This is a genomic window from Micromonospora sp. NPDC051296, assembly GCF_040682255.1.
Taxonomy (GTDB): Bacteria; Actinomycetota; Actinomycetes; order Mycobacteriales; family Micromonosporaceae; genus Micromonospora; species Micromonospora craterilacus.
Genome location: NZ_JBFBAO010000035.1, coordinates 1 through 23,802, shown reverse-complemented (window position 1 = coordinate 23,802; position 23,802 = coordinate 1). Strand labels below are relative to the sequence as shown.

Genomic DNA, 23,802 nt, shown 5'->3' with positions numbered 1-23,802 from the left:
CAGCAGCGACCCCCGGGACGTACGCGCCCGCCGGGTTTGTGGACCGACCTCCACCGGACGCGCCGTGCTCCTTCCACCCTGGACGCAGGCCCCCTACGCTCGGAATAGTCATTGCTCGATTGCGGTACGTAGCGACCAGATTCGGGCCGGCGCGGAACGCTGTGGAGAGTCGTGGAAGGGTGTGGAATCCGTGGGAATCTCGCCGTCTGAGTACCTGCTGCGCGAGCTGAAGCGACGCCGTGGGGCCGCCGGGCTGACTCAGGCCCAACTCGGCGAGTTGGTCTTCTGCTCGGACTCCCAGGTGAGTGCGATCGAGACCGGGACGAAGCCGCCGGCGTTGCCCTACCTGACCGCCGTGGACGAGGCGCTGGACACCGGCGGGTACTTCGGGACCCTCTGGGACGAGTTGGTCAAGGGTGACGCCGCGCCGGTCTGGCTGCGCGAGTTGATACAGATCGAGCGGGAGGCCACCGCGTTGCGCTGGTACGAGCATGCCTTCGTGCCGGGGCTGCTCCAGACCGAGGCGTACGCCCGCGCGACCTTTCGGGCGGCGCGTACGCCAGCTGCTGACTTGGACCAGCGGGTCGCGGCGCGGATGGAACGGCAGGCGGTCCTCGCTCGCGTGCCGAGTCCCCAGCTTTTCGTGGTGCTGGACGAGATGGTGATCCGGCGCGCGTGCGGCGGCCCCGACGTGATGGCCGAGCAGGTCGAGCATCTGCTGACCTGCGCCGAGCAGCCACATATCCAGTTGCACGTGGTGCCGCTGTCCGCTGGCATCTACTCAGGGCTGGCCGGAGCGTTCATCCTGGCCGACCTGCCCGACGGATCACGCGCCGGCTACATGGACAATCAGCTAGCCGCGCAGATCGCAGGACAGCCAGATTCGGTTGCTAGCCTGGGATTGGCGTGGGACGCGGTCCGGGCTGAAGCCCTGCCCTTGGGGCAGACTCTCGACGTGCTCAAGGAGGCGGCGAAGACATGGGCAACCTGACCGGTGCGCAGTGGCACAAGTCGTCCCGCTCGTCCACCAACGGTGGGGCCTGTGTCGAGGTCGCCGACAACCTGCCCGGCGTCGTCGGCGTACGGGACTCGAAGGACCCGGCCGGCCCCGCGCTGACCTTCACCCCGACCGCCTGGCGGGCGTTCGTCACCCAGCTCACCGAGCGCGCCTGACCAGCGCCTGCGGATCGGGACGATTTCCTGAGCGATCAGCTCGTCCGCCTCGCAGCACGACGCCGTTCCCACACCTCGGGATGCGATCGCGCGATCTTGGACAGTTCCCGTTGGCGCGTAACGGGAACTGTCCAAGATCGCGCATGGCGCGGGGATGCGGCGGCGCGTGCGACGGCCTCGGCCTGGCGTTCCTGGTTTCGATCATCGGTGGGCGCACTCAGCCGTCACGGGGTTGCGGGCGGGCGGGCGGCGCGGTACGCCATGCTTGCGCAGATCGGCCGATGGTTCCGGGGGCCCACCCGGCGGCGATCTGAGAGTCGAGGATCAGATGGAGTTCTTGACCAGTCCCGAGCTGTGGATCGCGTTCGCGACCCTGCTCCTGCTGGAGATCGTGCTGGGCATCGACAACGTCGTGTTCATCTCGATCCTGTCCGGCCGGTTGCCTGAGCATCAGCAGGCCCGGGCCCGGACGATCGGCATCTCGCTCGCCCTGATCACCCGCCTGCTCCTGCTGGCGTCGTTGTCCTGGATCATCGGCCTGACCGCGCCACTGTTCACCGTGTTCGGCCAGGAGATCTCCGGGCGGGACCTGATTCTGTTGCTCGGCGGGTTGTTCCTGGTCGGCAAGGCGACGTACGAGATCCACGAGCATCTGGAGGGTTCCGACCACGGCCGCTCGGGCAAGAAGACCATCTCGTTCGGCGTGGTCATCGCGCAGATCCTGGTGCTGGACGTGGTCTTCTCGCTCGACTCGGTGATCACCGCGGTCGGCATGGTCGACGAGCTCGCCATCATGGTGGCCGCCGTGGTCATCGCGATGATCATCATGTTGGTCTCGGCCGCTGCGGTGAGCAACTTCGTCAACCAGCACCCGACGGTCAAGATGCTGGCCCTGTCGTTCCTGCTGATCATCGGCGCGAGCCTGATCGCCGAGAGCTTCGACCAGCACATCCCGAAGGGGTACGTGTACGGACCGATCGCCTTCTCGATCTTCGTGGAGTTCCTCAACCTGCGGGTGCGGGCGCGGCAGCGGCGCCAGCAGGAGGCGCAGCCGGTGCAGCTGCACCCGACGTACGTGAAGCGCGGTCCGGCGCGGCCCGAGCCCGAGCCGGAGCCGGAGACGACCCCGGCCGGCTGACCCGACGCGGACCTCGACGCCGCACGCGCCCACCCCGGGTGCGTGCGGCGTCTGTCGTCTGTGGACGGGCGAACCGGAGGTAGTCCCAAGACGCCTGGTGGGGTGATCGCTACCCGCGCGTAACTTTTCATTGACGTTTCTAGATTGTGACCGGCATCATCAGTTCACGGTCGATCGGACACCCCACCGCCTCCACCCGGCAACCCCGGGATCCCCTTGGGAGGTGCAGCGATGCTGCTCCGAAAGGCTGTCCCCGTCCTCGTCCTCACCCTCACCGCCGTCCTGTCCGCCCCGGCCGCCGCCGCAGCCGCCCCGGCCGCCCCCGCGCCGGTCGAAGCGACGGCTCCGGCCACCAGCACCGCCACCACCGACGACGGCCTGCGGGCCCTCGCCAACGCCAATCCGGTCATCGTCGTCGGCGGGCTCAGCGGCTTCGCCGCCGTGTACGAGCCGCTCGCCGCCCGGCTGCGTGCCGACGGCTACCGGGTCTGGATCTACGAGCTGCCGAACCTGGGGCTCGGCGACATCGCCGCCTCCGCCAACAGCCTGCGCGGCTTCGTCGGGCAGGTCCGCTCCGCCACCGGCAGCGCCAAGATAGACCTGGTCGCCCACTCCGAGGGCGGCCTGGTCAGCCGGTACTACATCAAGAACCTGGGCGGCGGCGACACCATCGGCCGCTACATCAGCCTGGGCACCCCGCAGTACGGCACGTACGTCGCCAACATCGTGGCCTTCCTCGGCCTGGGCAGCTGCGCCGGCATTGTCGCCTGCCAGCAGATGACGATCGGCTCGTCGTTCCTCGCCGCGCTCAACGCCGGTGACGACACCCCGGGCGCGGTGCGCTGGACCACGGTGCGCACCTGGCAGGACGAACTGGTCCGGCCGGTCGACAACGCCACGCTGGCCGACGGGGCGACCAACGTCCTCATCCAGTCCCGGTGCCCGCTGCGCGTCGTCGGGCACCTCGGGCTGGTGGTCGACGGCACCACGTACACGATCATCCGGCAGGCGTTGCGGGACGAGGCGATCCGTCCCAACTGCCTGGCCCTCTGACGCACGACGTGGGGGCGGAGGGCCACCGGCCGTCCGCCCCGCGCCGTCTGCGGTCGGCTATCCGCTAGCGGTCGTTGCGTCCACTCTGCTACGCCTGATGTCGGTCGATGTGTCCACGGGGAGGCCGGCATGTGGCGACGGTTCAGATCCGACCCGGTACGGCGGCTGCGCGAGCGGCTGGACCGGTTCGGCGCCACCAGGGACGCCCGGCAGGTGCTGGACGCCGGCGCACTCCGGGACGCGACGACGGTCTTCGATCTGGTCGACGGGGCGGGTACCGGGCGGCAGCTGTCGGCACGCGAGGCCGAGGCCATCTTCCTCCTGGCCTGCCTGCACTGGTACCGGTACCAGGTCCTGCCGTCGGGAGAGGACGGTGCCGACCTCGTCCAGGCCGTGATGCTGACCGAACTCCTGCTGAGCCTGGCGCCGGAGCGGGTACCCCCGTCACTGCTGGCCATGCTGCGCGCGCACGTCCCGGCCTCCGGTGGCCCGGCCCGCCCTACCCCGCGGGTCCCCGGTCCGCGTTCCGGCGTCGGCCCGACCGGCGGTCCGCGGGCGGGTGGTGACGGCGGAGAGGCGCTTTTCCTGGAGGCTTCCGCGCTGATGGCCGGTGCCGAGCGGTCCGGTGACTACCGGGTGGCGGACCAGGCCCAGGCGTTGCTGGAACGGGCGTTGGCGGCCACTGCGCCCGGCGTACCGGAACGGCTGCACTATCTCTCCGCGCTCGGCAAGGTGCACCGGGACCAGTTCCTGCACCTCGGCCGGCAGCGGTCCCTGCCGGCGGCGATCGACGCCCACCGGGAGAGCCTGGAGTCGACCCCGGTCGGTGACCCGCAGCGGCCGACCCGGCTGTTCAACCTCGGCAACGTGCTCGGCGACCGGTTTCAGCTGACCGGCGACGCGAAGGCGCTGGACGAGTCGATCCAGCTGCTCGGCGACGCCGCCCGCGCCGCGCCGGAGGGCTCGCCACTGCGGATGATGGCCCGCGTCAACCTGGCGCAGTGGCTGCGGGACCGCTGGCGGCGGGGCGGCTTACGCGCCGACGTGGACCGTGCCGTCGACCTGCTCGCCGCGGTGGTGTCCGGCGGGGCCGACCCGCAGGTGGTCGCCGTGTACATCGCGCTCACCGCCGAGCGGTTCACCCAGAGCCGCGCCGACGGCGACCTGGACACGGCGCTCGCGGCCAACCAGGCGGCTGTGGACGCCGGTGCCACCGGTGAGGTGGGCGGCATCGCCCGGGTCAGCGTGGCCGCACTGCTCGGCGAGCGTTACCAGCGGCGTCGCGATCCGGCCGACCTGGACGCGGCGATCGAGGCGTACCGGGCGGCGGTGATCGCCGGGCCCCAACTCGCCGGGCCCGATCCGGCCAGCCTGCGGCAGATGATCAGCATGCTGCTGACGTCCCGTTACGAACTGCACCGGCGGGCCGAGGACCTCCACGAGGCGCTTCGGCTGACGCGTGAGGGGATGGCCGAGGCCATCGACCCGGTCGAGCGGGCGGAGCGCCTCAGCGAACTTGGCTACGCGCTCGGCCGGTGGTACGTCGACCTGGCCGGCGTCCCGACGTTGCGAGAGGCCCGCGACGTGCTGACCGAGGCCGAGCGAACGCTTCCCGCGGATCATCCGTGGCGATCCGAGCTGTTGAACAACCTGGGTAACGGGCTGCGCGAGCTGGCTGACCAGGCGGGGGAGCACGAACTGCTGGAACCGGCCGTCGCGGCGTCGCGCGCGGCGGTCGCCGCGGCGGCGGACCCGGCGAAGCTGCCCCACTACCTGTCCAACCTGGGACTGGCCCTGCAACAACTCTTCGCCCGCACCCAGGATCTGGCCACGCTCACCGAGGCGATCGAGGTGCTGCGCCGGGCGGTCGAGGAAACCCCACCCCAGCACAGTGACCGGCTGCCCGGCCTGACCAACTACGGCTCGGCGCTGAACCGGCGGGTCGAACTGGCCGTCAACGGCGCGCTGCCCGCCGCCGGGGCCGACGAGCCGGACGCGACGCGGGCCGCCGCGCGGCGGGACGCGGAGACCGCGGTGACGGTGCTGCGGGAGGCCGTCGGCCTGGCGCAACGGGAGGCCGAGCCGCAGGAGTACGCGCGGGCGGTCGAGACCCTCGCCCTCGCTCTCGCGCTCCGGCAGCAGCTCGTCGAGGACCCGGCTGCCCTCGACGAGACGATCACGCTGCTGCGGCAACTCGGCGAGACGGTGCCCGCGTCCTCGCGGGACCGGTGTCGGCTGCTGACCAACCTCGGCAGCGCGTTCCTGGCGCGGTTCGAGGCGACCCGGTCCGGCCGGGACGCGGTGGAGATGCTCGCCGCGTTCCGTGGGGCGGTCGCGGCGGTGCCCGCCGACCATCCGGACCGGACCATGTGCCTGAGCAACCTGGCCACCGCCATCGAGGCGGTCACCCGCGTGGCCGACGCCGCCGAGAGCGCCGATCCGGTGGCGGAGCTGCCCGCCGTCGACCTGGCCGAGGCGATCGCCGTGCTACGCGAGGCGGCGGCGGTCGAGGCGGCCCCGTCGCTGCTGCGGGCCTCCGCCGCCCGACGGTACGCGGAACACGCCGGGACGGCCGGCGACCTACCGGCGGCGCTGGCCGGGTACGCCACCGCGATCGAGCTGATCGACCTGGTCGCCTGGCACGGCATGGACCCCGACGACCAGGGCCGGCTGCTCGGGCGGTTTCCCCGGCTGGCCGTCGACGCCGCGGCGGTGGCGATCGCCCTCGACCGGCCGGAAGGCGCGGTGGAGCTGTTGGAGTACGGCCGGGGCGTGCTGCTGACCCGAGCCCACGACGCCGGCGCCGACCTGGCGGCGTTGCGCGAGCGGGCGCCCGGGTTGGCCGACCGGCTCGCCGGCCTGCAGGCCGCGCTGGACGGTCTCGGTCCGCCGCCCTCGTGGGCACCCGGAGGGTCCGCGGCACCCGGGCTCCCCGGGTCGACGGACCGGCCGGAACGCCGGCACGAGCTGACCACCGGCCGGCGCGAGGTGCTGGCCAAGATCCGGCGGCTGCCCGGCTTCGACAGCTTCCTGCGCCCGCCACCGTTCGCCGATCTGGCCGCTGTCGACGGACCGGTCGTGCTGGTCAACGTGGCCGTCCGGCGCTGTGACGCGCTGGTGGTCACCGCGGGGCGGGTCGAGCTGGTGCCGCTGCCCGAACTGAGCCTCGCCGCAGTGGAGATGTGGGCTACCTACTTCCTGTACGCCGTAGCCGAGGTGACCGCCCAGACCGGTGACCCGGGGCCCGAGGCGGAGCGGCGTCGGGCGGCCTTCCGGCGGCGGATTCCCGAGACGCTGGACTGGCTGTGGCGGGTGGTCGCGGCCCCGGTGCTCGACGCGCTCGGTCTGCCCGCCGGGTCAACGGACGCGGAGGCGGAACGACCCCGGCTGTGGTGGTGCCCGACCGGCTGGCTCAGCCTGCTGCCCCTGCACGCCGCCGCTCCGCTCGGTGGTGGTGACGGGGTGCTCGACCGGGTCGTGCCCTCGTACACCGCCTCGCTGCGCGCGCTGCGGCACGCCCGGCGGGGCCTGCCGGCCGGCCCGACGCCGGTCACCTCGGCGCTGGTCGTCGGGATGCCACACACGCCGGGCCTGGCCGACCTGCCCGGGGCGGCGCGGGAGGAGGTGATCGTCCGCCGGCACCTGCCCCGGGTGACGTCGTTGACCGGTCCGGCGGCCACCCCGGCGGCGGTGCTCGCCGCGTTGCCCGACCGGCCGGTCGCCCACCTCTGCTGCCACGGCACCCAGGACCTGGCCGCGCCCGCCCGGGGCCGGCTCGCGCTGGCCGGTGGGCCGTTGCACGTCCGGGACCTGTGGCGGCCCGCCGGCGCCTCGGCCGCGCTCGCCGTCCTCTCCGGCTGCGACACGGTACGCGGTGGCGCGGCCCTGCCGGACGAGGCGCTCACCCTGGGCACCGCGTTCCAACTCGCCGGTTTCCGGCACGTGATCGGCGCGCTCTGGTCCATCTCGGACGCGGTGACCGTGCAACTGTGCGCGGACCTCTACGCCGGGCTGGCGGTTCCCGGCGGTATCGACCCGGACCGCGCCGCGTCCGCCCTGCACCACGCGGTCCGGCAGCTCCGCGCCGCCCTGCCCGGCCTGCCGGAACTCTGGGCCAGCTACGTCCACATCGGACCGTGACCGGTCCGCGGGGTGTCCGCCGGGGCGCTCACGGTACCGGTGGCCGGGCCGATGGCCGCTGGCGCGTACCAGGTCACCCCCACCGCCGCGACCAGCAGCGCGGTGCAGAGCAGCACCAGGCGTACCCCGGTCCGCAGGGCCCGCGCCGCCGCCATGGCCTCCCGGTGGTCGCCGAGTGGCGCCGGAGGGAGCGTGCCCACCGGCGCCACCGACAACGGCCCGTGCGCGGCCCGCAGCAGCGCCAGCGCCCCCGCCACCCCGGCCGCGACCGCGGCCAGCAGCAGTACGCCGACCAGGGCACCCCAGCCCGGAGCCAGCGTGCTGATGTCGGAGCGGCCCCGGATCAGGCTGAAGCCGACCAGCGCTACCAGCAGCCCGCCCAGCCCGTTCCGCCAGGCGAGCGCGGCGGCCCGCACCCGGTCCAACTCGCCGCGGAGCAGTCCGGCCACCTCCTGCGCCCGGCGCAGGTCAGCGACCGTCGCCGGTGGCCCGGGACGCAGCCGGATCACGACTCGACCTCCAGCCGCAGCGTCCAGTACGCACCGCAGCCGGTCAGCCCGTCGGGGCGCGCCGGATGGACGCCCTCGCAGGTGCAGAGCACCGTCCGGTAGCCGGAATCGCCCGACGTGCCCGGCCCGCTCCACCGGTAGACGTGGTTCACGATCGGGCAGCTGATCGGGTGCTGGCAGCGCGGACAGTCGCCGTTGAGCAGCACGGCCGGCCCGTACTCCTGCACCGTGAACGTCTCCGCCACCCGGACGGCGTACCCCTCGTCGGTGATCTCGGCGTACGGCAGCGGACCCGCCGCCGGCTCACGACCCTGCACGCCTGTGCCCTCCCGCTCCGGCCCGGTACGGACCGTCCACGGTAGTCGCCGGCGGCCACCCGGTCACCCGCCGCGCGGACGGGCCGGACCGGATTGGCAGAGCGCCCGGTGCGGCCGGGCGGCTCGTGGCAGGCTGGACGGTGCCGCCGCGTGCCGCCGCCCCCGCGTCGGCGGGCCGCGGAAAGGGACACGCCATGACAGGGGAGCCGCAGGTCGACTTCGCGCTCGACACGTACGAGTGCATCGTGTTGTATCCCGGTGCGGCCGGGCGGGCCCTGCCCGCCGAGACCATCCAGCGGTTGCAGGCGGAGCACACCGAACACATGCAGGCGATGCAGCGGCGGGGGATCATCCTGGTCTCCGGCGCGGTGGACGGCCAGGCCCGGGAGCCGGACCCGCCGCTTGGGTTCGGCCTGGCCCGGACCGGCTCGGTCGACGACATCCGCAGCGTCATGGAGGCGGACCCGGCGGTGCAGGCCGGGCTCTACCGGGTGGACGTGATGACCTTCCTCTGCCCGGCCGGCTCGCTGGAGTTCCCGCTGGCCAAGACACAGAGCTGAACCGGCGGGCGCTACGGGTCGGAAGGGTTACCGGCTGTGGTTCGATGCTTGCAGCCGGTCGTCGACGTGGAGCACCTCGGTGCCCCCTGGTGACAGGGGCGTACCATTCCGGCGCGCGGTCGCCGTTGCCCGCCACTCGACGTCCGGTGCGGTTCCGCCCGCCGGTTGCGCGCGTCTGCCGCGCGCTGTTGGACAATTGTTCCGCTTTGCGCAAGGGGTCGGCCCGTGGTCCGACCCGGAGGAGAGACTAGCCTGATGGGCGTGACACGCCGCGCGAAGATCGTCTGCACTCTTGGCCCCGCCACCTCGTCGCCCGAGCGCATCCGAGGGCTCGTCGAGGCCGGCATGAACGTGGCGAGACTCAACTTCAGCCACGGCAGCCACGCCGACCACGAGTCGGTCTACCGGCTCGTCCGGGAGGCGGCCGAGGCGGCCGGTCAGCCGGTGGCGATCCTGGCCGACCTACAGGGGCCGAAGATCCGGCTGGGCCGGTTCGCCGAAGGCCCGCACGAGTGGCGCACCGGCGACTCCGTGGTGATCACCGGAGACGACGTGCTGGGCACCAAGGAGCGGGTCTCCTGCACGTACCGCAAGCTTCCGCAGGAGGTCAAGCCCGGCGACCGGCTGCTGATCGACGACGGCCGGGTCGCCGTCGAGGTCACCGACGTCACCGGCAACGACATCCGCGTCCTGGTCACCGAGGGCGGCCCGGTCAGCAACAACAAGGGCGTCTCGCTGCCCAACGTGGCGGTCAGCGTGCCCGCCCTGTCGGAGAAGGACGCCGACGACCTGCGTTTCGCGCTCGGCCTCGGGGTCGACCTGGTCGCGCTCTCCTTCGTCCGCTCCGCCGACGACATCAAGCTCTGTCACGCGATCATGAGCGAGGTCGGCGTGCACCGGCCGGTGCTGGCCAAGGTCGAGAAGCCGGAGGCGGTCGACCACCTCGAGGCGATCGTGCTGGCCTTCGACGGGGTCATGGTGGCCCGTGGCGACCTCGGCGTGGAACTGCCGCTGGACGAGGTGCCGCTGGTGCAGAAGCGCGCCGTGCAGCTGTGCCGGGAGAACGCCAAGCCGGTCATCGTGGCCACCCAGATGCTCGACTCCATGATCGAGAATTCGCGGCCGACCCGCGCCGAGGCGTCCGACGTCGCCAACGCGGTGCTCGACGGCGCGGACGCGGTGATGCTGTCCGGCGAGACCAGCGTCGGCAAGTACCCGGTGCTCACCGTCAGCACCATGGCCAAGATCGTCACGACCACCGAGGCCGGCTCGATCGCGGTGCCCCGGCTCCAGCACGACCCGCGTACGCACGGCGGCGCGCTCACCGTCGCGGCCTCCTCGATCGCCCGGGCCATCGGCGCCAAGGCGCTGGTCGCGTTCTCGCAGACCGGCGACACCGTGCGCCGGCTGAGCCGGCTGCACTGCGACCTGCCGCTGCTGGCCTTCACCCCGGTGCCCGAGGTGCGTTCCCAGCTCGCCCTCTCCTGGGGCGTGGAGACCTTCCTGATGCCGTTCGTGCAGCACACCGACGACATGTTCCGCCAGGTCGACCAGGCGCTGCTCGGGTTGAACCGGGGCAACCCCGGCGACTACGTGGTGATCGTCGCGGGTAGCCCGCCCGGCACCCCCGGCTCGACCAACACCCTGCGGGTGCACCAGCTCGGATCGCTGGTCGACGCGGCGTCCGCGCGGGCCTTGCAGTGACCGACGGCGAGGGGACCATCGTCGGTCAGGCCGCCGTCGACCAGCTGCTGGAGGTGCTCGACCTCGCGTCGATCGGCACCAGGTCGTTCCGGGGGATGAGCCCGCCGGTCGGCCCCCAGCGGGTGTACGGCGGGCAGGTCGCCGGGCAGGCCCTGGTCGCCGCCGGCCGCACCGTCGACCCGGAACGGGTGGTCCACTCGCTGCACGGCTACTTCGTGCGGGCCGGCGACCCGGCGGAGCCGATCGAGTACGAGGTGGAGAGCATCCGCGACGGTCGCTCCTTCTCGGTGCGCCGGTCGGTCGCGCTCCAGCACGGCAAGCCGATCTTCTTCATGTCGGCCTCGTTCCAGCGGCCGGAGGAGGGGCTGGACCATCACGCCCCGATGCCGCCGGACGTGCCCGCTCCGGAGGCGGTCCCGACCATGAGCGACCGGCTCGCCCGCTACCCGGAGCGGCTGGGCATCTGGGGGCAGATTCCCCGGCCGATCGACGTCCGCTACGTCGGCGAGCCCGGCTGGGTACGCCCCGGCGACCGGCCGGCCGACCCGCACCAGCGGGTGTGGATGCGGATCGACGGCAAACTCCCGGACGATCCGCTGCTGCACGCCTGCGCGCTGACCTACGCCTCCGACCTGACCCTGCTCGACTCGGTGCTCTCCGTGCACGGCGAGGTGTGGGGGCCGGGCGGAGTGGTCGGGGCGAGCCTGGACCACGCGCTGTGGTTCCACCGGCCCTTCCGCGCCGACGAGTGGTTCCTCTACGACTGCTGGAGCCCGTCCGCCTCCGGCGCTCGGGGCCTGGCCACCGGCCGGATGTTCACCGTCGACGGCCGTCAGATCGCCAGCGCCGTCCAGGAGGGGCTGCTGCGCCGCGTCGGCGAGTAGCCGGAGTCCGGGCGGCGGCTGGCCGGTGTCCCGGGTAACCCAGCGGACCGATCGGTCATGGGGTGATCGTCCGGATGGGTTCGCGGACCGTTAACCTGTCGGACATGCGTCTCTCCGCCCGGGTGGACTACGCCCTTCGAGCGGTCACCGAGTTGGCGTCGGTGACCGGCACCGGGGCCGGACGTGGCCGCCCGGTGACCGCCGACCAGATCGCCCGCGCCCAGGAGATCCCGCCGAAGTTCCTGGAGAGCATCCTGTTGCAGCTGCGGCGGGGCGGCATCGTGCAGGCCCAGCGGGGCCCCGAGGGCGGCTACTGGTTGGCCCGGCCGGCCGAGGAGATCTCCCTGGCCGAGGTGATCCGGGTGATCGACGGGCCGCTGGCCCACATCCGGGGGCAGCGGCCCGAGCAGCTCGGTTACCACGGCGCGGCCCGCGCGTTGCAGGACGTCTGGATCGCCCTGCGGGCCAGCGAACGGCAGATCCTGGAACTCGTCACCGTGGCCGACGTGGCGCAGGGCACCCTGCCCGACCAGGTCACCAAGCTGGCCGCCGACCCCCGCGCCTGGACCTGACCCCGCCCACCACCCCGCGCCGCCGCGCCTCGCCCTTTGTGAGGAGCGCCGGTGAGTTGAGGGGACCACTCTTCGCTATAGGTCTGATGTCTGTGTGAAATAAATATTTCGCTGTGACATCAGTCGGAGGAGCGGTTATGCCTCTGGCCGGCGACACGTCGCCGGGCAGGTCGCACAGCACGGGCCGGGGCAGGTCGCACAGCACGGGCTGGGGCAGGCGGCGCTCGCCCACGGGTGGGCAACGCCGGTGAAACGGACGGGCCGCCCCTCGCCGGCCCGGTCTTGCCGTCTCATTGACCGATCAGGGGCTTGACCCGGGGCGCTCCCGTGCCGCATTGTCGACCAAGTTGATAGGAGTTGTTGAAAAGTAGGGAGCGTCCGTGCGCAAGCTGCTGGTCATCGCACTGGTGGGGCTCGCCGCGCAGTTGGTCGACGGTTCGCTCGGCATGGCGTACGGGCTGACCTCCTCGACGCTGCTGCTCATGGTCGGCGTCGCCCCGGCCGCCGCCTCCGCCTCGGTGCACCTGGCCGAGATCGGCACCACCCTCGCCGCGGGCGCGGCGCACTGGCGGTTCGGCAACGTCGACTGGCGGGTGGTGCGCCGAATCGCGCTACCCGGCGCGGTCGGCGCGTTCGCCGGTGCCACCTTCCTCAGCGCGCTCTCCACAGAGGCGGCCGCCCCGTGGATGGCCGCGATCCTGTTCACCCTCGGCGCGTACCTGCTCGTCCGGTTCTCCCGGCCGCTGCGCCGTAACCCGTCGGCCGGGCAACTGCGCGGGCGTTTCCTCGGCCCGCTCGGGTTGGTCGCCGGCTTCGTCGACTCCACCGGTGGCGGGGGATGGGGCCCGGTCGCGACGCCGGCCCTGCTGGTCAGCGGGCGGATGGAACCCCGCAAGGTGATCGGCTCGGTGGACACCTCCGAGTTCGTGGTCGCGGCGGCGGCCAGCCTCGGCTTCCTGATCGGGCTGGGCACCGAAGGGTTCCTGCTGCCGATCGTGTTCGCCCTGCTCGCCGGCGGCCTGATCGCCGCCCCGATCGCGGCCTGGCTGGTCCGGATCGTGCCCGCGCAGCTGCTCGGTGCGACCGTCGGTGGCGTGATCGTGCTGACCAACGCCCGCGTCCTGATGCGCAGCGCCGACCTGGGTGGCTCCCTGCCGGTGGTCGTCTACCTGCTGCTGGCCGCCGGCTGGGTCGCCGCGCTGGCGCTGTCGGTCCGGGTCCTGCTGCGCACCCGCCGTGAGCGGGCGGTCGTCGCGGCGGCCACCGCGCCGTCCGACACCGTTCCGGCCGACAGCGCGCCGTCCGACACCGCGCCAGCCGAGGCCGTGGAGACCGCCACCGCCCGCGCCCTCTCCGGGGCGGACCGCTGACGGTACCGGGCCGCCGGGGCGACCTCAGCCGGGCCGCCGGGCGACCTCAGCCGGGCGGCCCGACCGGCGCCGCGCGCGAGATCAGCTCCCACACCTCGTCCACGTGGGCCTCGGTGGTCTGCGGCGCGCCGACGGCGAGGCGCAGCGTGTGGCGGCCGGCCACCCGGGTGTGCGTGAGGTAGACCCGGCCGCTGCCGTTCACCGCCGCCAGCAGCTGTTCGTTCGGCCCGTCCGGGCCGCGCAGCCGGAAGCACACCAGCGAGTACGGGTGCGGGGCGACCAGCTCGAACCGGTCGTCGGCGCGTACCTGGTCGGCGAACCGGGCGGCCAGTGCGACGCCCCGGCGGATGTGCCCGCGCAGCCCCTCGACGCCGTACCAGCGCAGCACGAACCACAGCTTCAGCGCCCGGAACCGCCGGCCCAGCGGCACCTGCCAGTCCCGGTAATCGATCACCGCGCCGGACTCGGTGGCCGCGTTGCGCAGGAACTCCGGCAGCACGGTCAGCGCCTCGACCAACTCGCCCGCGTCGGCCACCCAGAACGCGTCACAGTCGAAGCCGGTGAGCAGCCACTTGTGCGGATCGAAGCAGTAGGAGTCGGCGTACTCCAGGCCGGCGTGGCCGAACCGCAGCTCCGGGCAGACCGCCGCGGCGCCCGCGTACGCGGCGTCGACGTGCAGGAAGACACCGTGCTCGGCGCAGATCGGCCCGATCTGCGGCAACGGGTCCACCGCGGTGGTGGAGGTGGTGCCCACGGTCGCCACCACCATCACCGGCACCACCCCGGCGGCCCGGTCCGCCTCGATCGCGGCCCGCAGCGCCGCCGGCGACATCGCCCGGGTGACCGGGTCCACCTCGATCAGCCGTACCCCGTCGGCGCCGAGCCCGGCGATCCGGACCGCCTTCTCGATCGACGAGTGCCCCTCCGTGGAGGTGTAGACCCGGTAGCGGCGGTCGACGCCGACCCCGCGCCACCGGCCGCCGCTGGCCCGGTGCAGGGCCACCAGGGTGGCCACCAGCGTGGCCGAGGAGGCCGAGTCCTGGATCACCCCGCCGCCGGCCCCGGCGGAGCGGAACCGGGCCGGCAGATCCAGCGCCTCCGCCAACCAGTCGAGCATCACCGTCTCCAGCTCGGTGCAGGCCGGGCCGCTGGCCCAGAGCATCCCCTGCACGCCCAGCCCCGAGCTGATCAGGTCGCCGAGCACACTGGGCCCGCTGGTGTTCGCCGGGAAGTAGCCGAAGAAGCCCGGATGCTGCCAGTGGGTGAGCCGGGGCGCGATCAACGTGTCCAGATCGGCGAGCATCGCCTCGACCGGCTCGCCTTGCGCGGGCGGCCCGGCCGGCAGCCCGGCGGCCACCGCGCCGGGCGGGTCCTGGGAGGTAACCGGGCGCTGGTCGAGGGTGGCCCAGTAGTCGGCGATCCAGTCGACCACCGCGTACCCGGCTTGGCGGAACTCCTCGGGTGTCATGTGCACAGCCACCCGAGGAGTCGATCAAGAAGTCGGGCCGAGGGCAAGCACGCCGAACGATTGTGTGCAGAAAGCGCTTGCCCTAGCATCGCAGCTGCGCGGGGCCGCGTACACCGACGTCGATGCGTCGGGATCTCTGCCGCCAGCGCGGCGCGCCCCGCCGGCACCGGGCAGGCCGGCGGACGACCGGCCGCCGCGCGCCCGACCTCCACCGGAGGACACCCATGCCCCGCACCACCCGCCGGGTCGCCCTGCTCGCCGCCACCACCGCCACCGCCCTCGCCGCCGGCGCGCTGACCACCCTGACCGCCTCGGCCGCCGCCGCCGGCTGCCGCGTCGACTACCGCGTGACCAACCAGTGGACCGGCGGATTCGGCGCCGACGTCACCGTCACCAACCTCGGCGACCCGCTCACCGGCTGGGCGCTGACCTGGACCTGGCCCGCCGGCCAGCAGGTCACCCAGGCCTGGAACGCCACCGTCACCCAGTCGGGCGCCCAGGTCAGCGCCCGCAACGTCGACTACAACGCCACGCTCGGCACCAACGCCAGCACCGGCTTCGGCTTCAACGGCTCCTGGACCGGCAGCAACCCGGCCCCGACCAGCTTCGCCCTCAACGGCACCACCTGCACCGGCGCCACCACACCGACCACCGCGCCCCCGAGCACGCCACCGCCGACCACCCCACCCCCGACCACCCCACCCCCGACCACGCCGCCGCCCACCACCCCGCCGGCCGGCTCCATGCAGGCGGAGAACCTGGACCGTGGCCTGGTCAGCGTGCGCTCCGGCTCGGGCAACCTGGTCTCCTGGCGGCTGCTGGGCACCGAGACCTCCGGGGTGGCGTTCAACCTCTACCGGGCCAGCACCCGGGTCAACGCCAGCCCGCTCACCGGCGCGACCAACTACCTGGACAGCGGCGGCGCCGCCGGCGCGGCGTACACCGTGCGGGCCGTGGTCAACGGCGTCGAGCAGGCCGCCTCCGCGCCGGCGCTACAGTTCCCGGCCGGCTACCTGGACGTGCCGTTGCAGGTCCCGCCGGGCGGCACCACCCCCACCGGCGAGGCGTACAGCTACTCCGCCAACGACGCCAGCGTCGGCGACCTCGACGGCGACGGCCGGTACGAGTTCGTGCTCAAGTGGGATCCGTCCAATGCCAAGGACAACTCCCAGTCCGGCTACACCGGCAACGTCTACGTCGACGCGTACGCACTTACCGGCACCCGGCTGTGGCGCATCGACCTGGGGCGCAACATCCGGGCGGGCGCGCACTACACCCAGTTCCAGGTGTACGACTACGACGGCGACGGCCGTGCCGAGGTGGCCATGAAGACCGCCGACGGCACCCGCTCCGGCACCGGCCAGGTGATCGGCAACGCGGCCGCCGACCACCGCAACTCCAGCGGGTACATCCTCGCCGGCCCCGAGTACCTGACCATGTTCGACGGCCGCACCGGCGCCGCCCTGTCCACCGTCGACTACGACCCGCCGCGCGGCAGCGTCTCCTCCTGGGGCGACTCGTACGGCAACCGCGTCGACCGGTTCCTCGCCGCCACCGCGTACCTCGACGGGCAGCGGCCCTCGCTGATCATGGCCCGCGGCTACTACACCCGCGCAGTGATCGCCGCCTGGGACTTCCGCAACGGCAGCCTCACCAAGCGGTGGACCTTCGACTCCAACACCTCCGGCAACGGCGCCGCCGCCGGTCAGGGCAACCACAACCTGTCGGTGGCCGACGTCGACGTCGACGGCCGCCAGGAGATCGTCTACGGCGCCGTCACCATCGACGACAACGGCCGGCTGCTGCACTCCACCGGCACCGGCCACGGCGACGCCATGCACGTCGGCGACCTCGACCCGACCCGCCCCGGCCTGGAGGTCTTCAAGGTCAACGAGGACGGCAGCAAACCCAGCTCCTACCTCGCCGACGCCCGCACCGGCCAGCTCATCTGGTCCACCCCGGCCAACGGCGACAACGGCCGGGGCGTCTCCGGTGACATCTGGGCCGGCAGCCCCGGCGCCGAATCCTGGTCGTCGGCGGTGAGCGGCCTGGCCAACACCCGGGGCCAGAACATCGGCCGCAAGCCCTCCTCGACCAACTTCCTCGTCTGGTGGGACGGCGACCCGGTCCGGGAACTGCTCGACGCCACCCGGATCGACAAGTACGGCCCGAGCGGCGACACCCGCCTGCTCACCGGCAGCGACGTCGCCTCGAACAACGGCACCAAGGCCACCCCCGCGCTGTCCGCCGACATCCTCGGCGACTGGCGGGAGGAGGTCGTCTGGCGGACCACCGACAGCCGGGCGCTACGGATCTACAGCACCCCGACCCCGACCAGCACCCGCATCCACACCCTGATGCACGACCCGCAGTACCGGGTCGCGGTCGCCTGGCAGAACACCGCCTACAACCAGCCCCCGCACCCGAGCTTCTTCCTCGGCGACGGGATGGCCGCCCCACCCGCGCCCCGCATCTACCTGCGCTGAGCCGGCGCTAAGAAGGCGGCAGGAAAGGGACGGGCACCGGGCCGCGATCGCGGAATCCGCACAATCGCGGCCCGGTGCCCCACACCGCGGCACCCCCGACCCGTCCCGACCGGGGAGTGCCGTACCACCACCGGCACCAACGTTAGGCAGCGTCCGCGTCGCGAGAGTGACGCTGCCGTGAAGATCGTGTTTCGCGGTCCCATGACCGGTGTGACCTGTGCCACCACATTCGCCCGGTCCGCCCGCCAACGACTCGACCGCACCGGCCCCGGCTCAATGGCGCAGCCCCCGGCTCAGTGGCGTGGGGCCTCAGCGGCGCAGGCCGCCGGCCACCTCGTTGGCGATCAGCTCGAACGAGCGCACCCGGTCGGCGACGTCGTACACCATCGTGTTGAGCATCAGCTCATCCGCACCGGTGCGGTCCAACAGGTCGCTCAGCTGCCGGCGTACCGTCTCCGGAGAGCCGGTCGCCTGGCCCTCCCGGCGTTGCGCCACGAACTCCCGCTCGAACTCGGTGTACGGGTACGCCGCCGCCTCCTCCGGCGATGCGAGGGGCTCCGGCCGCCCGGCGCGCAGCCGCAGGAACGACAGCCCGGCCGGCCCGGCCAGCCACTCGGCCCGCTCGTCGGTCTCCGCGCAGACCGCGTTGACCGCCACCATCGCGTACGGCTCGGGCAGCCAACGTGACGGCCGGAAACTCTGCCGGTACAGCGCCAGCGCCGGCAGGGTGTTCTGCGCGCTGAAATGGTGCGCGAACGAGAACGGCAGCCCCAGCGCGCCGGCCAGCTGGGCGCTGAACCCGCTGGAACCGAGCAACCACACCGCCGGCCGCTGCCCGCGCCCCGGGGTCGCCGTGATCGGCCCCGGCTCGTCGTCGAAGTAGTTCATCAGGTCGGTCAGCTCCCGGGGGAAGCCCTCAGCCGACAGACCCTCCATCGTCCGGCGCAACGCCAGCGCGGTCACCTGATCGGTACCCGGGGCGCGGCCGATACCCAGGTCGATCCGCCCGGGATGCAACGCGTCCAGGGTGCCGAACTGCTCGGCGACCACCAGCGGCGCGTGGTTGGGCAGCATCACCCCGCCCGAGCCGAGCCGGATGGTGCTGGTGTGCGCGGCCAGATGCGCGATCAGGACTGCGGGCGCCGACGACGCGATGGCCGGCATGTTGTGGTGCTCGGCCACCCAGAACCGGTGGTAGCCCAGCTCGTCGGTGCGCCGGGCCAGCTCGGTGGTGTGCCGCAGGGCCTCGCCGGCGGAGGCGCCGGCGGCGACGGGGGCGAGGTCGAGAACAGACAGCGGTACGTCGATCACACGGCGGGCCAACCCGCCGGATGCCGCATTTGTTCCCCATCCGAGGGGACCGTGGTGCGGTCGACAGTTCAGCCCATCCCGCGCGCCTGCTCGAAGATCAGACTGGTCTGGGTGTGCTGCACCGCCGGGTCCACGGCCAGATGATCCAGGACGAAGTCGCGCAGCGCCTCCGCCGAGGCCGCCCGTACGTGCAGGACGTAGTCCTCGGCACCGGCCACGTGGAACACCGACACCACCCCCGGCAGCCGCACCGACCGGGCCCGGAACGCGTCGACCGCCGCCCGCGCGTGCTCGGTCAGCCGTACCGACACCAATGCCTGTAGCGGCATCCCCACCGCCGCCGGGTCCACCTCGGCGTGGAATCCCCGGATCGCCCCGCACTCCCGAAGCGCCCGGGTCCGGGCCAGGCAGGTCGACGGCGCCACCCCCACCCGCTCGGCGAGGGCGTTGTTCGGCAGCCGGCCGTCAGCGGTCAGCTCGGCCAGGATCGCGCGGTCGGTGTCGTCGAGGGCCGCGAACGGCCGCACATCGTTCGATGCGAGGGGCATCCCGCCATCCTCCACCGAACCCGACCATCACAGAAAGGGGAAACGGCAAATAATCTTCGAAACTATTGCCCTAGATGGGCCAGTTGTTCGATCCTCTTCGGCATGCTGACCGTGGACACCCGAGCCGTGCACGCCGGCCGCGACGACCTCGCGGCCCTCGGGGTGCACGTGCCGCCGATCGACCTGTCGACCACCAACCCGCTGCCGTCGGTCGACGCCGGCGGCGACGCCTACGAAGCCCTCGCCACCGGCGGCCCCCTGCCTGCCGGTGCCAGCGCCGTCTACCAGCGGCTCTGGAACCCCACCGTGGCCCGCTTCGAGACCGCCCTCGCCGAGCTGGAAGGCACCGCCGAGGCGGTCGCCTTCGCCAGCGGCATGGCCGCCCTCACCGCGGCCCTGCTCGCCGCCACCCGGGACGGCAAGCGGCACCTGGTCGCCGTGCGCCCCCTCTACGGCGGCACCGACCACGTGCTGGCCACCGGCCTGCTCGGCACCGAGGTCAGCTGGGCCCGCCCCGACCAGGTCGCCGCCGCCGTCCGCCCGGACACCGCCCTGGTGATCGCCGAGACCCCGGCCAACCCCACCCTCGACCTGTTCGACATCGCCGCCCTGGCCGACGCCGCCGGCGAAGTGCCGCTGCTGATCGACAACACCGTCGCCACCCCGGTGCTCCAGCAGCCCACCCGACATGGTGCCCGCCTCGTGCTGCACAGCGCCACCAAGAGCATCGGCGGCCACGGCGACGTCCTCGCCGGAGCAATCGCCTGCGACGCCGAGTGGGCCGTCAAACTCCGCCAGGTCCGCGCCCTCACCGGCGCGATCCTGCACCCGCTCGGGGCGTACCTGCTGCACCGCGGCCTGCAGACGCTGCCGGTACGGGTCCGCGCCCAGCAGGCCGGGGCGGAGAAGCTCGCCGTCTGGCTCGGCGACCACCCGGCCGTGGCCCGGCTGCACCACCCCGGCCTGGACGACCCGGCCGGGCTGGTCGGGCGGCAGATGGCCGGCCCCGGCAGCCTGCTCGCCTTCGAGGTACGCGGCGGCGCACCCGCCGCGGCGGCGGTCGCCGGTGCCTGCCGGCTGATCACCCACGCCGTCTCGCTCGGCGGGGTCGACACGCTCATCCAGCACCCGGCGTCGCTGACCCACCGACCGGTCGAAGGGGACGCGAAGCCCGGCGGCGGGCTGCTGCGGCTCTCGGTCGGTCTGGAGGATCCGGAGGACCTGCGCGCCGACCTGGAGCAGGCGCTCGCGGCGATCTGAGTCTTCTCCGGGTGAGCGCTGCCCGCGCCGCGCTCCCGGCGAGCGTCAGGACTTGGGGCCCACATGACGGTCGAGGGCGGCAACCGCCTCTCGCCGGGCCACGGAAAGGGAGTTGCGGCGGTTCATTCTCCAGGCGATGCCGAGCAGATCGAGCGCCCACGGGGCCACGCGTTGTCGCACGAGATCCGTAGGACCGGCACCCGTGCGGATGCGACGAGGTGCCCGTCGCCGAGGTATAGACCGAACAGATAGGCGTAGGCGGCGGGGTCTGTCGGGTATCTGATTCCTGGCGTGCAGCGGAAACAGCGCAATGCGGTGCCCCGCACGACAGGCTCTGGCCGGTCCCGGCACCAGTGCCACACCGTGGGATAGACGAGCCCGAGGCCGCGGGCGACCTCAGCGATGGTCAGCCCCGAAAGGTGGAGCTGGCGCGCTCGTGCACGTATCTCCGCAGGATGCACCGAGGCATCTTCGAGCACACGTACGACACTTCTGGGTGCCCCCGGTGGGATTCGAACCCACACTTGATGGCTTTTGAAACCATTGTCTCTGCCGTTGGACTACAGGGGCTTCAGTTTCTCGGCCTGCACAGGTTACCCACTACGCTAGGGGCGGCGACACCCGGTACCGCGGGTGTCGGGGCTCAGACTGGGTGGGAGTGGCTCGTGGCCGAGACGCAGACGGATGCCGCGCGCAGGCGGGTACTGATCGCCGAGGACGAGGCGCTGATCCGGCTGGACCTCGCCGAGATGCTGGTCGAGGAGGGCTACGAGGTGGTCGGGGAGGCCGGCGACGGCGAGACCGCCGTCCGGCTGGCCGAGGAGCTCAAGCCCGATCTGGTCATCCTCGACATCAAGATGCCGATCATGGATGGGCTGGCCGCCGCCGAGCGGATCGCCGGTGCCCGGATCGCCCCGGTGATCATCCTGACCGCCTTCAGCCAGCGGGACCTGGTGGAGCGGGCCCGGGCGGCCGGCGCGATGGCGTACCTGGTCAAGCCGTTCCAGAAGAGCGACCTGGTGCCGGCGGTGGAGATCGCGCTCTCCCGCTACTCGGAGATCGCCGCGCTGGAGCACGAGGTCGCCGGGCTGACCGACCGGCTGGAGGTCCGCAAGACCGTCGAGCGGGCCAAGGGCGCGCTGATGACCACGTACAACATGACCGAGCCGCAGGCGTTCAAGTGGATTCAGCGTACGGCGATGGATCACCGGATGACCATGAAGGAGGTCTCCGAGCGGATCCTCGCCGAGACCGCCGGCGGCGAGGTGGCACAGCCGGCTTCCTGACCGGGGTACGACGGTCGGCCAAAAGTGCCCGCCGTCGATAACATCGACCCGTGGTGATCGGGCGGATGGTCGCGGCCGTCGCTGGCCTGGCGGTGGCGCTGGCCGGCTGCGCGCACCCGAGCCCGTCCACGGATCCGGAGCCGTTGCGTCCGGCCTGGCAGTCGATGACGCTGCCGACGCCAGCGGGCACGTCCGGTCGGATCATGGTGCGCGACGCGGCGACCTGTGCCGGTCGCTGGTTCGCCGTCGGCGGGGTCGCCGACCCGGCGGGGGAGACCCGTCCGGCGGCCTGGGCAAGCTCGGACGGGCTGTCGTGGTCGCCCGTGGAGACTGCGCCGTCGACCTTCTACGGCGGCCGGCACCTGCTCTATGCGGTGGCCTGCCGGGACGGGCGAATGGCGGCACTCGGCGCGGCGATCGGGGGCGCGCACGGTAACCCCCGTACGGGCACCTGGTCGCAGGGTTCGGACGGTGTTCTGCGTGAGGCGGACGGTTCTTTCGAGCTGTTCGGTGGACCTCGGGCGGTGAGCGTCTCCCGGTTGGCGGCCGGTCCGGGTGGATGGTTGGTGGTGGGTACCCGGTTGGCCGGGGCGGCGGTGTGGACCTCTCCGGACGGGGGGCGTTTCACGGCGCACGAGGGTCTGCCGGAGTTGGCGAGTGACGGCCGGGGCCGGACCGCCGCGTACGACGCGGTGGCCGTGCCGTCGGGATGGCTGGTGGTGGGCGCGGTGCTGGCGCCCGGGGCGACGCCGGCGGCCTGGACCTCGCCGGACGCCCGGGTGTGGCGGCGGCTGGAGTTGCCCGGGGCGCCGGGGGGTGGCCAGGCGGAGCGGCTGACGGCGGCCGGCGACGCGGTTCTGGCGGTCGGTCCGGTGCGGGACGGCTTCGGGACGTGGCGGTGGACGGGGGCCGGGTGGCGGTGGGTCGGTGCCTTCGGCTCGGTCGGCCCCGGCACGCGCTCGGTGCGGGCCCTGGCGGCCGACGGCGACCGGGTGGTGGCGGCAACCATCGACGCCGATGGTTACCGTCTGTGGTACTCGACGGATATCGGGGAATCGTGGCGGAATGTCGCCGGGCCGGTGCCGGTGCCGCCCGGCGGTGACACGGGGCTGGCGGTGGCGTTCCAGGGAGACCGCCTGATGGTGCTCGCCGACCCGGGAAACGGCTCCCGTGCCTGGTCGGCGCCCCTTTCGGCCGGTGGCTGAAGAAAAGCGGGCGGATGGCCGTCCGGCACCGAGAAAACGAAAGTGAAAGATTCTCATGTCCGATGGTTCGGCGGCCGTTTCTTACAGCGATCGCACCCTATCCGCCACGGCGTGTAACGGTTCGGTCAACGGCCCCTCGCAGGGCTTACGTCACAGCTCCACGGTGGGATAACGTCCGGCCCCAGACCGGCGACGACGGTCTGGTTCGTCCGCCCCCGCAATGGCCAATTGGCAGCGGGTGGTTCGGGCCATGGGACGGAGGAGGGTTCGGGCCGTGAGGCAGAAGCTCGCACGTTTGGTCGGCGGGGTGGCGATCGCCGCTCTCGCCATGGGCGGCGTGACCGCCTGCAAGTCTGACAGTGGATCCAACGATGCTGCCGGTGACGACTGCGGCGCCAAGATCGCCTTCTTCGGCGCGCTGACCGGCCCGAACGCGGCGCTGGGCATCAACATGAACGGCGGCGTCAAGCTCGCCGTCGACAAGTACAACAAGGAGAACGCCGACTGCCAGGTGACCCTGGTGCCGCTGGACTCCCAGGGCAACCCGGAGCAGGCGCCCGGCCTGGCCCAGCAGGCGATCGACGACGAGAAGATCGTTGGCATCGTCGGCCCCGCCTTCTCCGGTGAGTCCGAGGCGGCCAACCCGCTCTTCTCCGAGGCCGGCCTGGTGCACATCACCCCGTCCGCGACCCGGCCGAGCCTGGCCGACCAGAACTGGAAGACCTTCTTCCGGGCGGTCGGCAACGACTACAGCCAGGGCCCGGCGGCCGGTAACTACATCAAGAACGTGCTGAAGGCCGAGAAGGTCTTCGTCATCG

The 23,802-nt window shown here is 72.7% G+C and carries 21 protein-coding genes and 1 tRNA gene; 15 read left to right on the top strand and 7 right to left on the bottom strand.

What is annotated here, in order from left to right; all coding sequences use genetic code 11:
• Positions 1-190 precede the first annotated feature (190 nt).
• From AB0M52_RS06410 to AB0M52_RS06390, 5 genes are all read left to right on the top strand, one after another.
• A complete protein-coding gene (locus tag AB0M52_RS06410; RefSeq protein ID WP_363949674.1) occupies positions 191-991 on the top strand; it encodes a helix-turn-helix transcriptional regulator in 801 nt (266 codons plus the stop codon).
• Complete coding sequence (locus AB0M52_RS06405) at positions 979-1,173, top strand: DUF397 domain-containing protein (protein ID WP_363949671.1); 195 nt, start codon at positions 979-981, stop codon at positions 1,171-1,173. The genes AB0M52_RS06410 and AB0M52_RS06405 overlap by 13 nt, the downstream gene beginning before the upstream one ends.
• Positions 1,174-1,501: 328 nt before the next feature.
• Positions 1,502-2,311: a TerC family protein gene (locus AB0M52_RS06400; protein WP_363949668.1), complete on the top strand. Its 810-nt coding sequence runs from the start codon at positions 1,502-1,504 to the stop codon at positions 2,309-2,311.
• Between the two features lie 231 nt (positions 2,312-2,542).
• Complete coding sequence (locus AB0M52_RS06395; RefSeq protein WP_363949666.1) at positions 2,543-3,364, top strand: alpha/beta fold hydrolase; 822 nt, start codon at positions 2,543-2,545, stop codon at positions 3,362-3,364.
• A gap of 129 nt (positions 3,365-3,493) precedes the next feature.
• Entirely contained in the window at positions 3,494-7,504 is a 4,011-nt protein-coding gene (locus AB0M52_RS06390) for a CHAT domain-containing protein (RefSeq protein WP_363949663.1), read from the top strand.
• On the opposite strand, the gene AB0M52_RS06385 is transcribed toward AB0M52_RS06390, so the two are convergent.
• Positions 7,483-8,013 (bottom strand): hypothetical protein, encoded by a 531-nt coding sequence (locus AB0M52_RS06385; protein ID WP_363949661.1) that lies wholly within the window; start codon positions 8,011-8,013, stop codon positions 7,483-7,485. The two genes, AB0M52_RS06390 and AB0M52_RS06385, sit on opposite strands and share 22 nt — an antisense overlap.
• The gene (locus AB0M52_RS06380; protein ID WP_363949659.1) at positions 8,010-8,330 is read right to left on the bottom strand and encodes a hypothetical protein; all 321 of its coding nucleotides are present in this window, start codon (positions 8,328-8,330) and stop codon (positions 8,010-8,012) included. Before AB0M52_RS06380 ends, AB0M52_RS06385 begins: the two co-directional genes overlap by 4 nt.
• Positions 8,331-8,524: 194 nt before the next feature.
• Between AB0M52_RS06380 and AB0M52_RS06375 the strand changes: the two genes are divergently transcribed.
• From AB0M52_RS06375 to AB0M52_RS06355, 5 genes are all read left to right on the top strand, one after another.
• Positions 8,525-8,890, top strand: a complete 366-nt coding sequence (locus tag AB0M52_RS06375) for a YciI family protein (RefSeq protein WP_363949657.1) — start codon at positions 8,525-8,527, stop codon at positions 8,888-8,890.
• Positions 8,891-9,145: 255 nt separating this feature from the next.
• The gene (pyk, locus tag AB0M52_RS06370; RefSeq protein ID WP_363949655.1) at positions 9,146-10,594 is read left to right on the top strand and encodes a pyruvate kinase; all 1,449 of its coding nucleotides are present in this window, start codon (positions 9,146-9,148) and stop codon (positions 10,592-10,594) included.
• Positions 10,591-11,478, top strand: a complete 888-nt coding sequence (locus AB0M52_RS06365; protein WP_363949653.1) for an acyl-CoA thioesterase II — start codon at positions 10,591-10,593, stop codon at positions 11,476-11,478. The genes pyk and AB0M52_RS06365 overlap by 4 nt, the downstream gene beginning before the upstream one ends.
• A 104-nt stretch (positions 11,479-11,582) precedes the next feature.
• Positions 11,583-12,050: an Rrf2 family transcriptional regulator gene (locus AB0M52_RS06360; protein ID WP_363949651.1), complete on the top strand. Its 468-nt coding sequence runs from the start codon at positions 11,583-11,585 to the stop codon at positions 12,048-12,050.
• A 380-nt stretch (positions 12,051-12,430) separates the two neighbouring features.
• A complete protein-coding gene (locus AB0M52_RS06355; protein WP_363949649.1) occupies positions 12,431-13,420 on the top strand; it encodes a sulfite exporter TauE/SafE family protein in 990 nt (329 codons plus the stop codon).
• A 46-nt stretch (positions 13,421-13,466) separates the two neighbouring features.
• Here the strand turns inward: AB0M52_RS06355 and AB0M52_RS06350 are convergent, their stop codons facing one another.
• On the bottom strand, positions 13,467-14,900 hold the full coding sequence (locus AB0M52_RS06350) for a pyridoxal-dependent decarboxylase (RefSeq protein WP_363949647.1): 1,434 nt from the start codon (positions 14,898-14,900) through the stop codon (positions 13,467-13,469).
• Between the two features lie 212 nt (positions 14,901-15,112).
• Between AB0M52_RS06350 and AB0M52_RS06345 the strand changes: the two genes are divergently transcribed.
• A complete protein-coding gene (locus AB0M52_RS06345; protein WP_363949645.1) occupies positions 15,113-17,374 on the top strand; it encodes a cellulose binding domain-containing protein in 2,262 nt (753 codons plus the stop codon).
• Positions 17,375-17,683: 309 nt separating this feature from the next.
• Here AB0M52_RS06345 and AB0M52_RS06340 read toward each other — a convergent pair whose 3' ends face one another.
• Positions 17,684-18,685, bottom strand: a complete 1,002-nt coding sequence (locus AB0M52_RS06340; RefSeq protein WP_363949643.1) for an LLM class flavin-dependent oxidoreductase — start codon at positions 18,683-18,685, stop codon at positions 17,684-17,686.
• A 68-nt stretch (positions 18,686-18,753) separates the two neighbouring features.
• The gene (locus AB0M52_RS06335) at positions 18,754-19,233 is read right to left on the bottom strand and encodes an Lrp/AsnC family transcriptional regulator (RefSeq protein WP_363949640.1); all 480 of its coding nucleotides are present in this window, start codon (positions 19,231-19,233) and stop codon (positions 18,754-18,756) included.
• Between the two features lie 102 nt (positions 19,234-19,335).
• Here AB0M52_RS06335 and AB0M52_RS06330 point away from each other — a divergent pair, with 102 nt between their 5' ends.
• Positions 19,336-20,493, top strand: coding sequence for a PLP-dependent transferase (locus tag AB0M52_RS06330; RefSeq protein WP_363949638.1), 1,158 nt, complete (start codon positions 19,336-19,338; stop codon positions 20,491-20,493).
• Between the two features lie 122 nt (positions 20,494-20,615).
• Here the strand turns inward: AB0M52_RS06330 and AB0M52_RS06325 are convergent, their stop codons facing one another.
• Both AB0M52_RS06325 and AB0M52_RS06320 read right to left on the bottom strand, forming a co-directional pair.
• Complete coding sequence (locus AB0M52_RS06325) at positions 20,616-20,954, bottom strand: hypothetical protein (protein ID WP_363949694.1); 339 nt, start codon at positions 20,952-20,954, stop codon at positions 20,616-20,618.
• Positions 20,955-20,990: 36 nt separating this feature from the next.
• Positions 20,991-21,063 (bottom strand) — tRNA-Leu (locus AB0M52_RS06320).
• Between the two features lie 95 nt (positions 21,064-21,158).
• Here AB0M52_RS06320 and AB0M52_RS06315 point away from each other — a divergent pair.
• The 3 genes from AB0M52_RS06315 to AB0M52_RS06305 form a co-directional block, all read left to right on the top strand.
• Complete coding sequence (locus AB0M52_RS06315; protein WP_363949636.1) at positions 21,159-21,779, top strand: response regulator; 621 nt, start codon at positions 21,159-21,161, stop codon at positions 21,777-21,779.
• A 50-nt stretch (positions 21,780-21,829) separates the two neighbouring features.
• On the top strand, positions 21,830-22,984 hold the full coding sequence (locus AB0M52_RS06310) for a hypothetical protein (RefSeq protein ID WP_363949634.1): 1,155 nt from the start codon (positions 21,830-21,832) through the stop codon (positions 22,982-22,984).
• Positions 22,985-23,258: 274 nt separating this feature from the next.
• The coding region (locus AB0M52_RS06305; protein WP_363949632.1) for a branched-chain amino acid ABC transporter substrate-binding protein at positions 23,259-23,802 on the top strand (544 nt) is incomplete at its 3' end.

Coding starts and splice junctions, on each gene's coding strand:
- AB0M52_RS06405 (WP_363949671.1), top strand. CDS start 979: ATGGGCAACCTGACCGGTGCGCAGTGGCACAAGTCGTCCCGCTCGTCC.
- AB0M52_RS06400 (WP_363949668.1), top strand. CDS start 1,502: ATGGAGTTCTTGACCAGTCCCGAGCTGTGGATCGCGTTCGCGACCCTG.
- AB0M52_RS06395 (WP_363949666.1), top strand. CDS start 2,543: ATGCTGCTCCGAAAGGCTGTCCCCGTCCTCGTCCTCACCCTCACCGCC.
- AB0M52_RS06390 (WP_363949663.1), top strand. CDS start 3,494: ATGTGGCGACGGTTCAGATCCGACCCGGTACGGCGGCTGCGCGAGCGG.
- AB0M52_RS06375 (WP_363949657.1), top strand. CDS start 8,525: ATGACAGGGGAGCCGCAGGTCGACTTCGCGCTCGACACGTACGAGTGC.
- pyk (WP_363949655.1), top strand. CDS start 9,146: ATGGGCGTGACACGCCGCGCGAAGATCGTCTGCACTCTTGGCCCCGCC.
- AB0M52_RS06360 (WP_363949651.1), top strand. CDS start 11,583: ATGCGTCTCTCCGCCCGGGTGGACTACGCCCTTCGAGCGGTCACCGAG.
- AB0M52_RS06345 (WP_363949645.1), top strand. CDS start 15,113: ATGCCCCGCACCACCCGCCGGGTCGCCCTGCTCGCCGCCACCACCGCC.
- AB0M52_RS06335 (WP_363949640.1), bottom strand. CDS start 19,233: ATGCCCCTCGCATCGAACGATGTGCGGCCGTTCGCGGCCCTCGACGAC.
- AB0M52_RS06330 (WP_363949638.1), top strand. CDS start 19,336: ATGCTGACCGTGGACACCCGAGCCGTGCACGCCGGCCGCGACGACCTC.